This window comes from Arthrobacter crystallopoietes BAB-32 (assembly GCF_000328305.2).
Lineage (GTDB): Bacteria > Actinomycetota > Actinomycetes > Actinomycetales > Micrococcaceae > Crystallibacter > Crystallibacter crystallopoietes_A.
In genome coordinates this window covers 1-14,302 of sequence record NZ_ANPE02000184.1, presented here as the reverse complement: position 1 = coordinate 14,302, position 14,302 = coordinate 1, and the positions used below count along the sequence as shown (strand labels likewise).

The 14,302-nt window shown below is 66.5% G+C and carries 19 protein-coding genes and 2 pseudogenes; 11 read left to right on the top strand and 10 right to left on the bottom strand.

Features of this window, described 5'->3' with window-relative positions; translation table 11 throughout:
• The 7 genes and pseudogenes from D477_RS14955 to D477_RS21890 all read right to left on the bottom strand — a co-directional run.
• A pseudogene (locus D477_RS14955) lies at window positions 1-191 on the bottom strand (maleylacetate reductase); the annotation flags it as partial.
• A 2-nt stretch (window positions 192-193) separates the two neighbouring features.
• The gene (locus tag D477_RS14950; protein WP_005271020.1) at window positions 194-1,990 is read right to left on the bottom strand and encodes an FAD-dependent oxidoreductase; all 1,797 of its coding nucleotides are present in this window, start codon (window positions 1,988-1,990) and stop codon (window positions 194-196) included.
• A 153-nt stretch (window positions 1,991-2,143) separates the two neighbouring features.
• Entirely contained in the window at window positions 2,144-2,767 is a 624-nt protein-coding gene (locus D477_RS14945; RefSeq protein WP_005271017.1) for a dihydrofolate reductase family protein, read from the bottom strand.
• A 68-nt stretch (window positions 2,768-2,835) separates the two neighbouring features.
• On the bottom strand, window positions 2,836-3,795 hold the full coding sequence (locus tag D477_RS14940) for a helix-turn-helix domain-containing protein (RefSeq protein WP_237740799.1): 960 nt from the start codon (window positions 3,793-3,795) through the stop codon (window positions 2,836-2,838).
• Window positions 3,792-4,244, bottom strand: coding sequence for a LysR substrate-binding domain-containing protein (locus D477_RS23360; protein ID WP_272943827.1), 453 nt, complete (start codon window positions 4,242-4,244; stop codon window positions 3,792-3,794). The genes D477_RS14940 and D477_RS23360 overlap by 4 nt, the downstream gene beginning before the upstream one ends.
• The gene (locus D477_RS23885; protein ID WP_005271009.1) at window positions 4,139-4,453 is read right to left on the bottom strand and encodes a LysR substrate-binding domain-containing protein; all 315 of its coding nucleotides are present in this window, start codon (window positions 4,451-4,453) and stop codon (window positions 4,139-4,141) included. Before D477_RS23885 ends, D477_RS23360 begins: the two co-directional genes overlap by 106 nt.
• Complete coding sequence (locus tag D477_RS21890) at window positions 4,372-4,701, bottom strand: LysR family transcriptional regulator (RefSeq protein WP_190273574.1); 330 nt, start codon at window positions 4,699-4,701, stop codon at window positions 4,372-4,374. Before D477_RS21890 ends, D477_RS23885 begins: the two co-directional genes overlap by 82 nt.
• A 165-nt stretch (window positions 4,702-4,866) precedes the next feature.
• Here D477_RS21890 and D477_RS14925 point away from each other — a divergent pair, with 165 nt between their 5' ends.
• The 6 genes from D477_RS14925 (at window position 4,867) to D477_RS14900 (ending at window position 10,040) form a co-directional block, all read left to right on the top strand.
• The gene (locus tag D477_RS14925) at window positions 4,867-5,835 is read left to right on the top strand and encodes an ABC transporter substrate-binding protein (protein ID WP_005271006.1); all 969 of its coding nucleotides are present in this window, start codon (window positions 4,867-4,869) and stop codon (window positions 5,833-5,835) included.
• Window positions 5,832-6,692, top strand: coding sequence for an ABC transporter permease (locus tag D477_RS14920; RefSeq protein ID WP_081608579.1), 861 nt, complete (start codon window positions 5,832-5,834; stop codon window positions 6,690-6,692). Before D477_RS14925 ends, D477_RS14920 begins: the two co-directional genes overlap by 4 nt.
• Window positions 6,689-7,504: an ABC transporter permease gene (locus D477_RS14915; protein ID WP_005270999.1), complete on the top strand. Its 816-nt coding sequence runs from the start codon at window positions 6,689-6,691 to the stop codon at window positions 7,502-7,504. Before D477_RS14920 ends, D477_RS14915 begins: the two co-directional genes overlap by 4 nt.
• On the top strand, window positions 7,501-8,346 hold the full coding sequence (locus tag D477_RS14910; protein WP_005270981.1) for an ABC transporter ATP-binding protein: 846 nt from the start codon (window positions 7,501-7,503) through the stop codon (window positions 8,344-8,346). The genes D477_RS14915 and D477_RS14910 overlap by 4 nt, the downstream gene beginning before the upstream one ends.
• A 24-nt stretch (window positions 8,347-8,370) precedes the next feature.
• The gene (locus tag D477_RS14905) at window positions 8,371-9,447 is read left to right on the top strand and encodes an MBL fold metallo-hydrolase (RefSeq protein WP_005270980.1); all 1,077 of its coding nucleotides are present in this window, start codon (window positions 8,371-8,373) and stop codon (window positions 9,445-9,447) included.
• Window positions 9,448-9,605: 158 nt separating this feature from the next.
• Window positions 9,606-10,040 (top strand): CBS domain-containing protein, encoded by a 435-nt coding sequence (locus D477_RS14900; protein ID WP_043847164.1) that lies wholly within the window; start codon window positions 9,606-9,608, stop codon window positions 10,038-10,040.
• A gap of 41 nt (window positions 10,041-10,081) precedes the next feature.
• On the opposite strand, the gene D477_RS23590 is transcribed toward D477_RS14900, so the two are convergent.
• On the bottom strand, window positions 10,082-10,210 hold the full coding sequence (locus D477_RS23590; RefSeq protein ID WP_272943826.1) for a hypothetical protein: 129 nt from the start codon (window positions 10,208-10,210) through the stop codon (window positions 10,082-10,084).
• A gap of 161 nt (window positions 10,211-10,371) precedes the next feature.
• On the opposite strand from D477_RS23590, the gene D477_RS14895 reads away from it, so the two are divergent.
• From D477_RS14895 to D477_RS21305, 3 genes are all read left to right on the top strand, one after another.
• Complete coding sequence (locus D477_RS14895; RefSeq protein WP_005270978.1) at window positions 10,372-10,560, top strand: hypothetical protein; 189 nt, start codon at window positions 10,372-10,374, stop codon at window positions 10,558-10,560.
• A 118-nt stretch (window positions 10,561-10,678) separates the two neighbouring features.
• Window positions 10,679-11,632, top strand: a complete 954-nt coding sequence (locus tag D477_RS14890; RefSeq protein WP_005270977.1) for an aldo/keto reductase — start codon at window positions 10,679-10,681, stop codon at window positions 11,630-11,632.
• A gap of 116 nt (window positions 11,633-11,748) precedes the next feature.
• On the top strand, window positions 11,749-11,937 hold the full coding sequence (locus D477_RS21305; RefSeq protein WP_005270976.1) for a hypothetical protein: 189 nt from the start codon (window positions 11,749-11,751) through the stop codon (window positions 11,935-11,937).
• Here the strand turns inward: D477_RS21305 and D477_RS14885 are convergent.
• Window positions 11,934-12,161, bottom strand: a complete 228-nt coding sequence (locus tag D477_RS14885) for a hypothetical protein (RefSeq protein ID WP_005270974.1) — start codon at window positions 12,159-12,161, stop codon at window positions 11,934-11,936. The genes D477_RS21305 and D477_RS14885 overlap by 4 nt on opposite strands.
• A gap of 200 nt (window positions 12,162-12,361) precedes the next feature.
• Between D477_RS14885 and D477_RS14880 the strand changes: the two genes are divergently transcribed.
• Both D477_RS14880 and D477_RS14875 read left to right on the top strand, forming a co-directional pair.
• Window positions 12,362-12,577, top strand: coding sequence for a CsbD family protein (locus tag D477_RS14880; RefSeq protein WP_005270972.1), 216 nt, complete (start codon window positions 12,362-12,364; stop codon window positions 12,575-12,577).
• 325 nt (window positions 12,578-12,902) lie between these two features.
• The gene (locus tag D477_RS14875; RefSeq protein WP_190273573.1) at window positions 12,903-14,036 is read left to right on the top strand and encodes an SdrD B-like domain-containing protein; all 1,134 of its coding nucleotides are present in this window, start codon (window positions 12,903-12,905) and stop codon (window positions 14,034-14,036) included.
• On the opposite strand, the pseudogene D477_RS14870 reads toward D477_RS14875, so the two are convergent.
• A pseudogene (locus tag D477_RS14870) lies at window positions 14,033-14,302 on the bottom strand (thymidylate kinase); the annotation flags it as partial. The gene D477_RS14875 and the pseudogene D477_RS14870 overlap by 4 nt on opposite strands.

Sequence of the window (14,302 nt, the reverse complement as noted above, 5' to 3'; positions counted from 1 at the left end):
TCGTCGTAATCCAAGGCCACGTCGATGCCCGCGGATACCTCCCGGGCGATCGCGGCCTCGAACTCGGAGGCGATCACCATCACCTTCTGCGCGCCGAACCGCTCAACCTCGGCGGCCAGGTTCTCCGGGGCCTTCCCGGTGCCGAACAGCACCCGCTGCCCCAACGTCACATGCTCAAAAGTCAGGCTCATTCTCAGTTCTCCCGGTCCAGGATGGCGGTCAGCGCGGTCTTCAGGGCGGCTTCCGGATCTGCCGGCAGCCGCTCGGAACGCCATCCGATGTGCTTGTCCGGGCGGACCAGGACGGCGCCGTCTTCCGCGACTTCGCGCAGTTTTGCCCAGTCGAAATACAGGTCGGTGATCTCCTGGCCGGGGCCGATGACGACCGTCTTGACCGTGAGGCCGAGCTGGTCGCCGGCCTTCTGCGCGGCCGTGGTCCAGTCCTCGCCTGTGATGCCGGTGAAGAGGGTGAACTGGCCGTACGGCGCCAGGTCGTGGGTGGAGTACTTGTTCACGTTGTCTCCGACCCAGGCGTGCGGGAGGCGGACGCCGGGGTAGGTGGAGGGCTGGTAGTAGAGCTCGGGGTCCCGGGCGGGTTCCGGTTTGGAGGTGCCGTCACTGACGACGGCGGTGGAGACGTAGTGCTGTCCGAGTTCCACGCCGTGGGCGTTGAATTCGTAGTTCTTGATCTCCATGGCTTCCTGGACGGCCTGTCGCTTGGCCGCGCCCTCCGGAGTGTTGTCCTTGCGGGACTCGATCAGCGCGTGCATCTCCTCGGGCGATTCCGCTTTGTCGATGCCCAGGGCCTCGAACAGCTTCACGAACTCGCGTCCCGACTGGTTCGCCCGGGTGACGATCTGCTTGGCCACCGGGGCGCGTTCCGCCGAGTAGGTTTCCAGCAGGTCCTCGCCGGCCTGGCCTTTGAGCACGGCGGCGAGCTTCCACGCCAGGTTGTAGGAATCCTGGATCGAGGTGTTGGAGCCCAGGCCGTTGCTTGGCGGATGCTTGTGCACGGCGTCGCCGGCGCAGAAGACGCGGTCCTTCTGCAGGTGCGTGGCATACTGCTCGTTGTTGCCCCAGAGCGAGATGCCGGTGATCTCCACGTCCAGGTCCGGCACGCCGATCAGGTTGCGGACCACCTGCCGGGCGTCCTCCTCGCTGACCTCCGGGGTGCCTTCGTTGATGTCGAAGCCCCAGACGATCAGCCATTCGTTCCACGGCCGGACCATGCGGACCAGACCGGCGCCGATACCGCCGATGTTCGAACCGGGCTGGACCACCCAGTACAGCACCGACGGGCGGTGGCCCACGAGCTCGGCGATGTCCGCCTTGAACGTGATGTTCATGGAGCCGGCGATGTCCATCTGGCCCTCGTATGGCAGGGCGATGTCGGCAGCGACCTTGGAGCGGGCGCCGTCGGCGCCGATCAGGTACTTGGCCCGGATGGTGTATTCCGTCCCGGTCAGGCGGTTGAGCACCCGCACGTTCACACCGTCCGCGTCCTGGGTGTGCGAGAGATACTCGGTGCTGAACTGCGTCTGCGTGCCGCGCGCAGTGGCGTTCCTGACCAGGATCGGTTCCAGGTAGGTCTGCGGGATATCGCAGTTCAGCGAGGGGGAGGCCAGCTCGTAGTCGGCATGCCGGGCCGGGTGGTTGCCCCAGGTCAGGATGCGGCCGATTTCCTCCCCGGCAATCGAGGTGCAGAAGACCGTATCGCCGATCATGTGATGCGGGGTGGCATCGGCGAGCACCTGCTCTTCGACGCCCAGATCGCGGAAGATCTCCATGGTCCGCTGGTTGGTAATGTGCGCGCGCGGCGTGTTCGCGGTCCAGCGGTACTTGGTGATCATGATGTTCGGGACCCCAAGCGAGGACAGGAACAGCGCGGCCGACGAACCGGCAGGACCGGAACCGACAATCAGGACATCCGTCTCAACGACTGCGGAATCAGGGGTTTCGGTCTCAGCGACCCCGTCATTGAAAATCACCATGGCAACTACTCCACTTCGATGGCCGGGCTTTCCGGGCAACTGCCATCGAGTGTTCCAGTTCACAGTGCTGCCTTGGTTCTGCGATGTGCATCACGGCGGAAAGCGGCAAGGTGATGGCGGAAATAGGCAAAACGCCCCGGCTGAGCGTCAGGGTCAGTGTTCGCCGGGCCCTTCGTACGTTCCGTACTCGGGACGGCCGGTGGTCTCGTAGACGTGGATCGCCAGGCCGCCGGGGGTGGACTCATTGCGGACCAGCTTGAGACCGGTGGGAGCGCTGCCGTCGGGAAACAGCCGCCGCCCGCTGCCGACGATGACGGGTGCGACGACCAGCCGGAGTTCGTCCACGAGCCCCGCGGCGAGCATCGACTGGCCGAGCCGTGCGCTGCCGTGGATCTGCAGGTCCCGGCCGGGCTGGCGCTTGAGCTCCGCAACCTTGGACGGGACGTCGCCGGACAGGATCGTTGCCGGATTCCAGCCGGCTTCCGACAGGCTGTTGGAAGCGACATACTTCTGGAGGCCATTCATCGTCCGGGCGAAGGGCTCGTCCGGGTCCGGCATGTTGGGCCAGGCCTGGGCGAACTCCTCATAGGTGCGCCGGCCCAGCAGCAGCGCATCTGCCTCGGCCAGCCAGTCTGCCGCCTGCTGCATGAACACGTCGTCCATGTGCGGGACAAACCATCCGCCCTGGGTGAAGCCGCCGCTGGTGTCCTCATCCGGTGATCCGGGCCCTTGGCATACGCCGTCCAGCGACAGGAACTCGGTCAGGGTCAGTTTCATGGACTGCCTTCCTGTCGGGAGGGAGGGGCGGTAACGGGGGAGCTGTGCTGCGAACCTTTGCGGCTGTTTCAGCGCTGGGCCATGCGGTCCTGTAGTGGGGTGAGGCCGAATCTCTCCTTGTAGCTGCGGGAGAAGTGCGGCTGCGACGTGAAGCCGAACTGCGCAGCCACGGCCGCCAGCGGCTGCCGGGCAGCTGCGGGGGAGCGGAGCTGATCACGGGCTGCTTCCAGCCGCGCGTCCAGAATGGCACGCGGCACGCTGCAGCCGGCTTCGGCGAAGATCCGGGAGAGCTGGCGCTCGGAGATGCCGACAGCGGCGGCGATCCTGCCAGCCGACAGGCTGGCGTCGGCGAGATGCGAGGCGATGAATGCCCGCGCTGCCTCCAGATGCCCAAGGGGAGTTCCGCCGTCGTCCATGATGTGGGCCAGCAGGCCCAGCGTTGTGGTTTCCAGCCGGTCCCAATCCTTCGCGCGGCCGGACAGAGCGTCGGCGAGGGAAGCCGCCAGGGCCTGCGCGTGCACGGTGCCGGCCTCCGGAGTGCGGAAGCCGAAGACCTGCGGGCGGTTCAACCCGGAGCGGCCGGTGAATTCGCTCAGGGTCCGGCGCGGGATCTTCAATGCCAGCTCGTTCAAGCCATGCGAGAAGCCGCGCATGAACGGCTGGTCCGCGTCGTAGAGGATGGCTTGGCCCGGCTTGAGGATTTCGCAGCCGTCGCGGTGGTAGAAGAAGCCCTCGCCCTCCAGCGCGAAGTAGGCCACCACGGCTTCGGCAGGGTAGGCGGCGATCTCGCGGGCGGACCGCTCCACCACGTGCGGGGTCCCGGCCACCCTGGCGAACTGCAGCCTCGGCAGATTCAGGTTCAGCTCGGTGGCCTCGAGCGAGGTGCCGTTGAGCGTCCTGGCCTGCAGCCCGACCAGGGCCCGGGCGTTGTGCTCCTCCCAGAGCGCGATCCGCCGGTCGCCGGGCAGCCCGACGGTGGAGAACCGGGTGAGTCCGTGCGGGCGCGCTCCGCTTGTGGCCTGCATCATAGTTCACCAGTGTACGTGCGCTGTGCAACCCCCAGGAATAGTTCCAAAACGGGGGACGGCGGGAGCTGCCGGGACCACACCATCACGGCGTGGAGCGGTGCCACCGGCTGCAGGGAGTTGCGGACTTCGACGCGGGTGCCTGCGATGTCCGTGATCGAGCGGGGCATCAGGCTGATCCCCATGCCGGCAGCAATCAGCGGGACAGCCGTCTGCAGCGTGGAGACACTGCGAATGGAGGCGGGGCGCGCGCCCGCGCTGCGCCACAGCTGTTCAGCCAGCTCGAGCAGGCCCGGAAAGCCGGAGATCTGGGTGGGCAGGATCCAGGCTTCATCCGCCAGATCCGTCAGGTCCACGGGGTCGGGCAGGGCGGAAAGGCGCGGCGGCAGGACCAGCACCAGCGGCATGGCCTTGACTGCGGCCAGCTCCAACTCGGGGTGGGACGTGGCCAGCGAAGCCGGGTCGCTGTCGCCACGAACCCCGCATCGGCCTGTCCGCCTGCCACTTGGCGCAGCACCTCGGCCGGTTCCGGGTCGGAGAGTTCGACGGCGACCGCTGGTGCCTGCGCGGCGTAGGCCTTCAGCAGCGGCGGCAGGTGCGTCCAGGCGAATGTCGGTACGGAAGCGATATGCAGCCGGCCTGCCAGGCCCTGGCCCAGCATCCTGACCTGCTCCTCGATCCGCTCGCTCCAGCGCAGCAGCTGACGTCCCTGGCTTGCAAGCAGCTCCCCGGCAGGGTGGTGGACACCCCTTGGGGATGGCGGTGAAGCAGCTGGACGCCCAACTGCTTCTCGAGCTGGATGACGGACTGGCTCAGAGGCGGCTGGGTCATGTGCAATGCCGCGGCCGCGCGCGAGAAGGATCCTTCTGCCACGACTGTCAGGAAGTATTCGAGCTGGCGGAGGTTCATAGTCGCACATTGTATGGGGTTGTCTGGAAATTGATATTTGTCCTCTGGCTCGCGGTCCGGAAACCTAAATAGTGATCTGCAGCACAGTGCCTGCTTCCCGTTCCCAATCCAAGGAGGAGCCATGACTTCTGCCGCGATCCGCACCTTGCAATGGAGCGAGGTGCCATGAGGGTCCGCAAGTGCGTCGCCGCGGCGGCCTCACTGCTCGTGCTCTTGCTGACAGCCGGCTGTGGCGTGGGCCGCGGCAGTGCCGTCGAACTGGGGCCCGACGACCCGATCAAGGTCGGCGTCATCCCCGTCGCCGATTTCGCCCCGGTCTACATCGCCGCGGAGGAAGGCTACTTCGCCGATGAAGGCCTCAACGTCGAGACCCAGGTCATGCAGAACGCGGCAGCGATTGCTCCGTCGGTGATCAACGGGCAGTTGCAGTTCGGAACGGCGGCAGTGCCGCCGTTCCTCGGCGCGGTGCAGAAGGGCCTGCCGCTCAAGGCCGTGGCGAACGGCACGTCCATCGCTGCCGACCCGGAGCAGGATCCTTCGGCCCTGGTGGCCGCGCCGGGCAGCGGCATCGAACGGCCCAAGGATCTGGAGGGCCGGACGGTAGCGGTGAACGCTCTGAGCTCCATCGTGCACGTCACGGCGGCGGCAGCCATCAAGGCCGATGGCGGGGATCCGTCCCAGGTCACGTTTGTGGCGATGCCGTTTCCCGACATGCTGCCGGCTTTGGCGCGCGGGGCGGTGGATGCCGCGTCGTTGGTCGAACCCTTCTACGCACAGTCCGTGGCCCAGGGCGCTGAGCTGCTCGGCAACCCGTACTCGCAGACGCTGAAGCCGGATGGCACGTTCACGGTGATCTTCACCGCGCAGCCGTTCATCGAGACCAACCCGGAGATTGTGGAGAAGTTCGCCCGCGCTGTCGACCGGGGCAGCGCCGCAGCAGCCCGGGACCCGCAGAAGGTTGGAGCCGTGCTGGCGAAGTATGGCAAGCTGCCGCCGGAAGTGTTCGCCAAGATCCGCGTGCCGATGTACACCGACCGGCTGGATACCGACGCATTGGCCAGCACCGGGCAGCTGATGCAGAGGCTGGGTTTCCTGCCCGGCGCCGTGGACGTGGAAAGCGCGGTGTGGAAATGACGACGACGCAATTTCGTGAACTTCCGGCGCCGACCCGGCCACGCGCACCTCGCCGCAGCGCTGGCCGGACCTCTTTCGCCGCCGGCTCGTTGGGAAAGGGCGTCCTGGGCGCCGGTACGGTCCTGGCTGTGCTCGCGGCGTGGGAAGTCCTGGCCCGTGCGGGCGCCTTCCCGCCCGGCTCGATTCCGCCCGCGTCGGCCGTGCTGGCCGAGTTCGTCCGGCAACTGGGGGTACCGCTGTTCTGGGCGGCAGTGTGGAACACCGTCTCGGTGGCGCTGCTGGGTCTGCTGCTGATCGCTGTGATCGCAGCTCCGCTGGCGCTGCTGATCGGGCTGGTGCGCCCGGTGCAGGAATCGACCTGGTTCCTGATGGAGTTCCTGAAGCCGATTCCGCCGGTAGCGCTGATTCCGCTGGGCCTGCTGCTCTGGGGGCCGTCCCCGGGGATGAAGCTGTTCCTGATCGTGATGGGCGCAATCTGGCCGCTCTTGACCCAGCTGATCTACGGGATCAAGGAGATCAACGGGGTCGGTGCGGACATGGCACGCAGCTACCGGCTGGGCTGGTGGCTGACTACCAGCCGCCTGGTTTTCCCCTCGGTGCTGCCCTTTGCGCTGACCGGCCTGCGCATCTCGGCCTCCATCGCCATTGTCATCGCCGTCGTCACCGAGATGATCGGCGGCGCCGCCGGCCTCGGCCAGAACATCGTCGTCGCGCAGTCCGCTGGTGCGTTGGCGGAGATGTACGCGCTGGTCATCGCGGCCGGCTTGCTCGGCCTGCTGATCAATGCTGCCTTCCGCGCAGTGCAGAAGCCGCTGCTGTTCTGGCATCCGTCCGTCCGACAGGAGGGAAACCTGTGAGCACTCCCGGAACAACCCGCCGGAGCACGGAACGCGGCGCAGGGACCAGGCTGTTCCTGCTGCGGGCCTGGCTGCCCGCCGGCCTGCTGGCAGCTTGGTGGCTCGCTTCCGCCGCCAGCACTTCGCTGTATTTCCCGCCGCTTCAGACGATCCTGGAAACGCTGCGGCAAGACTGGCTCGGTCCGGGCTTCGCCGAACACCTGCTGCCCAGCATCGGCAAGTTCCTGGCCGGCTTCCTCATCGCCTCATTGGCAGGCATCGGCCTGGGCCTGATCATCGGCATGTACCCGGCGCTGCGGGCTGCCGCCGAACCCATCATCCAGTTCCTGCGCTCGCTGCCGCCCCCGGTCCTGCTGCCGCTCGGACTGCTGCTGTTCGGCATCGGCCCGTCCATGAACATCGCGATCATCGTCTTCGGCGCCGTCTGGCCGACCTTGCTGAACACGATCGACGGCGTCCGTTCACTGGACCCACAGCTGACGGAAATGACGCGGTCCTACCGGCTGACTCGGGCCCAGAAGATCCGCTACGTGATCCTGCCCAACGCCGGACCGCAGATCTTCGCCGGCCTGCGCACCACCTTGCAGATGTCCATCATCCTGATCGTCGTCTCGGAAATGGTGGCCTCGACCAACGGCATCGGCTACTACGTGCTCAACTCGCAGCAGACGTTCGCCGTCCCGCAGACCTGGGCCGGCACCTTGGTGCTGGGCCTGCTCGGCTACCTCGCCAACCTGATCTTCATCCGTCTGGAGCGGTACGTCCTGCGCTGGCAGGCCGGGCTGCTCGCCACTACAGGAAGCGGTGCATGAAAATGACCGAAACGTACCCCCAGGACAAAGCGCGCACCGCGCCCGAGGCGGGCGCCGCCGTCGTCAATGCCGAAGTCCTGCTCCAGTTGCAGGAGCTGCAGAAGAACTACGGACACGTGCAGATCCTGGCCGGCGTGGACTTCGAGATCTGCAGGGGCGAGTTCGTCTGCGTGGTCGGCCCGTCCGGCTCTGGCAAGACCACGCTGCTCAAGTGCATGGCCGGGCTGCTCGAGCCCTCCGGCGGGCAGACCGTGTTCGAGGGCCAGCAGGTGACCGAGCCGCCGGCGAAACTCGCGGTCGTGTTCCAGGACTACAGCCGCTCGCTGCTGCCGTGGATGACCGTGTGGCAGAACGTGGAACTGCCGATGAAGAACAAGTTCGCCAAAGCGGAGCGGCCCGCGCGGATCGAATCCGTGCTGGAGGCCGTGGGCCTGGGCGGCAAGGGCAGCCTGTATCCGTGGCAGATGTCCGGCGGGATGCAGCAGCGCGCCGCCATCGCCCGCGGCCTGGCCTACCAGCCGGACGTGTTGCTGATGGATGAACCGTTCGCGGCCGTCGACGCGCAGACGCGGATCGAACTCGAGGACCTGGTCCTCCGGGTACGGCAGGAGTTCGACATGACGGTGGTGTTCGTGACCCACGACATCGACGAGGCCGTCTACCTAGCCGACCGGGTGGTTGTGCTGTCCGGCGCGCCGACCACGGTGAGCCGGAACATCGCCGTCGACCTGCCGCAGCCCCGCAACCAGCGCGACACCAAGCTGCTGCCCGAGTACGCCCGGCTGCGCGCTGAGGTGTTCGAGCTGATCCAGTCCGCCAAGTCCCACGCCACCATCCGCTGACGGCACCACGAGAAAGACACGAGCATGACGAAGACATACCTGCCCCTGGAGGCGGCCGAAGCCGCCAAGTACCGCACCCGGGTGACCCTGCTGGGCACTGCCGGCGGCCCGCCGTGGTGGGACGGCTCGGACCGTACCGGCATCTCCACCGCGATCACGGTCAACGGCGCGGTCTACCTGATCGACTGCGGCGAGGGCTGGGGCCCGCAGTTCCGCAAGTCAGGGCTGGGCCCGGCCGGCTTCCAGAAAGGCCTGGACAACATGCGGGCCGTGTTCATCACGCACCACCACTCCGACCATATGGTGGACTACCCGAACCTGCTGCTGCTGGCCTGGCACAACGGCTCCGACGGACTGAGACAGCCCATCCAGATCCACGGCCCGGGCGACCGCGGAATCCTGCCGCCCATCTTCGCCGAGGAGAAACGGGAGCACCTGCCCGAGGTCTTCCACCCCGAGTCGCCGACTCCGGGGCTGGTTGAGTCGTCGGAGAAGCTGCTGCAGGCCTACGCCCTGGACATCAACGACCGGATGCGCGATAACGCCAAGCAGGACCTGCGCGAAGTCTTCGAGTTCCACGACATCGAACTGCCTGTCGGCAGCGGGGATGATCCCAACGGCAATCCCACCCCGGCCATGGAGCCGTTCGAGATCTACCGGGACGAAAACGTGCGCGTGACCGCCATCCTCGTGGACCACCGGCCGATCTTCCCGGCTTTCGCCTTCCGCTTCGACACGCCGGACGGCTCCATCGTCATCTCCGGCGATACCGGCGTCTGCGACAACCTCGTCACCATCTCGGCAGGGGCGGACCTCCTGCTGCACGAATGCATCGATATGGACTGGGTGGACGGACTGATGGGCCCGGATTCGCCCAAGCCGGACCCCAACCTGATGCAGCACATGCTCGCAGCACACACCGCGATCGAGGAAGTTGGCCCGCAGGCGGAGAAGGCAGGCGTCAACACACTGGTCCTCACGCATCTGGTGCCCGGCAACACTCCGATGGAGAAATGGCAGAAGGCCCAGGTCGGATTCAGCGGCAATCTCGTGGTCGGCGAGGACCTGATGCACTTCGGCCTCGGCGAGCCGCAGGACTGAACCCGCAATAACGACGGCGGTGCCTCCTTCCGCGAGGAGGGGCACCGCGGTCGGCGCCAAGGGGCCTGTTCCCGCCGCCGCTTTCGGGCATAGTCTGGACATATCGGCGCTGGCGCCGAGGCTCCGGCGTCGATATCCCCATCGATGAAGGAGGAGTGATGAGCGCCGTACGTGAATTCATGACGACGGATTGCCAGTGTATACGCGAACATCAGACCCTTGAAGACGCTGCCCGGATGATGAAAGACCTGGACTGCGGATCGCTGCCGATCTGCGGCGACGACGGCATGCTGAAGGGCGTCATTACCGACCGCGACATCGTGGTGAAGTGCCTCGCCGAGGGCAAGGACGCCAAGGCAATGCAGGCGGCCGACCTTGCGCAGGGCAAGCCGCACTGGATCGACGCGGATGCCAATATCGACGAAGCCATCCAGATGATGGAGCGCTACCAGGTCCGGAGGCTGCCGGTCATCACCGACCACAAGCTGGTGGGCATCGTCAGCCAGGGCGACATCGCGCGCAATTACACGGAACAAAAGGTGGGCGAGATGGTGGAACACGTTTCCGCCCGGAAGCCCATGCAGATGTCCTGACCCACCAACAGGCCCTGCCGCCCGATGCTGGGCGGCAGGGCTCATTTGTGGACTGTCAACCCGTGGAAGAAGCCCTGCTGAAGCACTCCTGCGTCCTCGAATGCGCGGGCGGCCAGCATGAAGACGAGGAACCACAGCGCAGCGAGCAGGCCGAGCTTCATAGTCTCCAAAGGGGCCCTCCCTGGTGCCGGATGCTCCTGCAGTCGGGTATGGCGGCCACGCTAGCCGGCTCGACTTGAATTTTCGCTAGGTCTGCGGCACATCCCGGGCTCAGTCTGCCCATGCACCACCGGCGGGTGCGCTGCAGCTTGGCGGCCCTTAGGCTTGGGCCATGCAGCTGGCGATAGCCCTCATCGTGGTCGGCTTTTTGCTGGGTCTTCCGACGATTATGTACAACTTCTCGCGTCCAAGGCGGGCCGGGGAGTCCTTCGGCACCATGCGGACGGTCCTGCTGAGCCTGAGCCTTGCCGGCTTGCTGTTCCTCCTCACTGGAACCGCCTTGATTTTCAGCCCCCGCTGAGCAGCGGGCAGCGGAACGCCGCCACGTCCGGCGTGTCGTCCCGCCGGCGGTTATGGTCGAAGCGGCGGGTTTCCCGGCTGCTGGACAGTAGCGGGACAGCTGGCGGGATGGAGGGGACATGGACGACGGCGGATCGCGGCTGATCTTCGGCTGCATGGGTTTGGGCGGGGGCTGGGGGACCGGCCCATTGGAAGCAGCGCATGTCCAGGCAGCGCACGAGGCGATGGATGCTGCACTCGAGGCAGGAATCCGGGATTTCGACCATGCCGACATTTACGCCCACGGGAAGGCCGAAGCCGTCTTCGGGCGGGTCTTGGCCGAGCGCCCGGGGCTGCGGGAGGACATCCGGCTGCAAACGAAATGCGGCATCCGGCTGCCCGCCCCGGAGAAGGTCGGCCAGTACGATTCCTCCCGCGAATGGATCCGGGCCCAGGTTGACGCGAGCCTGCTGCGGCTGGGCGTTGAACAGCTTGACACGCTGCTGATCCACCGCCCCGATCCGCTGGCCCGGCCCGAAGAGATCGCCGAGGCATTCACCCAGCTGAAGGAAGCCGGCAAGGTCCTCCGGCTGGGGGTGTCCAATATGTCCGCGGAGCAGATGCGCTGGCTGCAGACGGCGCTCCCGGAGCCACTGGCAGCCAACCAGCTGGAAATGAGCCTGCACCGCAGCGGTTGGCTGGAATCGGGTGTCCTGGTCAACCATGACGAGGCAGCCGACATCGGTTTTCCGCACGGCACGGTGGAGTATTGCCAGGTCAACGGAATCGAATTGCAGGCTTGGGGTGCCCTCGCGCAAGGCCGCTACAGCGGCGCCGCCGGCACCGCGGAGACCGGGCCGGACGCGGCTGCCGCAGCGCTGGTGGCCGCGCTGGCTGAGGAGAAAAGCACTGCGCCCGAGGCTGTTGTGCTCGGCTGGCTGCTGCGGCACCCCGCGCGGATCCGGCCGGTCCTCGGAACCAGCAACCCCGGGCGGATCAGGGCCTGCGCCGGCGCCGGGCGGGTGGCGGAGGCCATGAGCCGGCACGAATGGTATTCGCTCTGGGTCGCCGCCCGCGGACGAGCGCTCCCGTAACTTCCCGCGCGGTCTCCTGCACCGCCGTCGAAAACGGATGTAGCGGCGGAGGTTCCGCGCCCGTCCCGGACGCAGTAGGTTGGAGCCACCCGACCACCGCGTGCGGAAGGAGCACCATGACGGACGCACCATCGGCTGGAAAACAGGACGGCGCCCGGGTCTGCCCGATGTGCGGCCAGGCGCTGCGGGAGCTCGGGGAGAGCCAATGGGTGGCCGAGGGCCCGGTCCCGGAGGGCACGCTCGCGGTGTATCTCTGCGAGGGGCAGCACCGCGTGCTCGTGGCGCCGCCGGCCGTGCAGGGCTAGGACTGCCCGGCGGGATGCCGGTCCCGGATGATGTGGTCTATTTCGTTCCGCAACCGCACGGCTTCATCCAGCGTCAAATTCAGCGTCTCGCCGGTTTCGACCCAGCTGAGGCTGAGCACCTCGTTCCCGGTGATGCCGGTGATGCCGATGCTCAGTGCGCGGCCGCCGGGCTTGCTCACGTCGCCGATGATCAGGTCGCCGGCGTCGTCTTGGGCGAACTCCATGGTGTTCTTCCTCCTGTAGGTGCAGTCGGATGCGCAGGTGGTGGGCCTGTTGTCGCCCACTATTCCCTGTTCCGGAGCGCTCCGCCACCATTGACGACGGCGGTGGCTGCATCCGGCGGGTAAGGGGACTAGTGTTCACAGTGGGACGGTTTTCCCGGCCCGGCGCAACGCCAGGAACGATCGCGAAGGCGGGATTGGTCATGGGAGTCGACGACAAGTTCGAGGCTGCGAAAGACAAGGTCAAGGGCAAGGTCAACGAGGCGGTCGGCAAGGCCACCGACGACAGGTCGCGGGAAGCCAAGGGCCACGCCCAGCAGGCCGAAGGCGAAATCAAGGACAAGGTTGCCGACGCCAAGGCGCATCTGAAGGACGATGCGAACCGGGTGGACGACACCGAAGGCGGCGGCCGCGTGTAACCCGAGCCGCGAAGTGCCCCACTGGTTCAATCCGGCGGGGCACCGTCGGTTAAACGGATCAGCTCCTCTGGCTTATGCTTGTCCTCAGGTTGGGGATTTCCGTCTATTTTCGTGCGCCGCCGGCGCTGTTCCCCGCTGCGTAGGGGGACGAATGTCATCGGGTTCTCAGCTGGGCCGCTTCCGCTCTGCGGCCGCTCTGTCCACGGTTGCCGCAATGGCAGCATTTGGCGTCGGAACGGCTCCCGTGGCGCTCGCCGCGGAACTGCCGGAAACGCCCACGGAGTCCGTCACCTCTGCTGCGCAGGAGAGCCCCGAACGGTCCCTCATGCGGGATGCCCTCGAATCAGCCCTGCCCGGATCCGAGCAGGAGGACGGCGAGGCGATAGAGCCCCCTGGGCAAGACGAAACTGGTGGCGGGGACGAGACCGCCACAGAACCGGCGGTGGACGAAGCGGCGCCGGAAGCGGCCGTCGATACCGATCCGGAGACCCGGGTAGAAGCTACGGTGGAGCAGCCCGTCGAGAGCGCTCCAGTGCAACGGGTAGACGACCAGGCTGTGGCCGCTAGCTACACGGTGAGCGGCTCGGTCTGGGGCGATTACTATGGCGACGGCGAGTTCAGCCCCGAAATGGGCGATGAATGGGCCGAAGGCATTGAAGTCCAGTTGGTGGCCGAAAACGGCAGCGTCCTCCAAACCGTCGTCACCGATGGATTTGGCCGCTACGCTTTTGAAAACTTGGAAGCGGGAACCTACCGGCTGCGATTCCAATGGACCGAATGGGTTTGGATCACCGAAGACCTTGATGATGAGGGCTACTCGGAGTTTTTCGAGCTCGGCCCCGACCAGCCCTCAGTCACATTCGATCTTCCCTTCATGGTGGCCGAGGACTGGCCCAACATCTTCGTCGGCACTTACTACGATGCTGATCGCGATGGAATAGCCGATGACAACGAACCCGGAGCACCGGGCGTTGATATTGAGATCCTGGCCGAAGACGGCACGTTGATCGCTACTACTACGTCGGACGAAATCGGCGTGTCCTACGGGCAGCTTCACTCGGGCAACTACCGGCTTCGTGTCGCCGTCCCCGATGGGTATGTGATCACCGGCGCCGAGCGGTTCGTAGTCTATGACTTCACGCTCGAGAACGCGGTGCTTGAGTCGCTGGCCATCGATGCGGACGGATTGACAGAAGTCTTTGAGTTTGACGCCGAACAGCCGCTTGGCATCATCATCGGGATCGCCGAGGAGACGGTTGCGGAACCGGCGCCGGTTGAGCCGAGCGTCGAGCCGGCGGCTCTGAATCCCGAGCCTGTTGTTGAAGCTGCCGCACAGCAGCCTGTCCGGCAGCTGGCCGCCACGGGCAGCAGTGCCACCGTGCTGCTTCCGCTGGCCGGCGTTGTGCTGGCTGCCGGCGCCGTCCTGCTCCGGCTGACGCGCCGGAAGCCGGCCGCTTAGGAGGCGGAAGCCGCCGGGCGGCGGGAGCGGATGAGCTGCTCCAGCTGCCCGGCCACCGCAGCGCGCGGAAGGGAAGCATCGATGACGGCGAAGCTGCTGAACTCCGGCAGGGAGCGGTAGCCGGCGTCGAAAGAGCGCAGTCCGGCGAGGGTTTCTGAATCCTCGCCGCGGGTTGCCACCCGGTCCAGTGCCTGTTCCGGCGGGAGCTCGAAGTAGACGACCAGGTCCGGCCGGGGCAGCAGCGCCAGCAACCGCGCGGCCAGGCC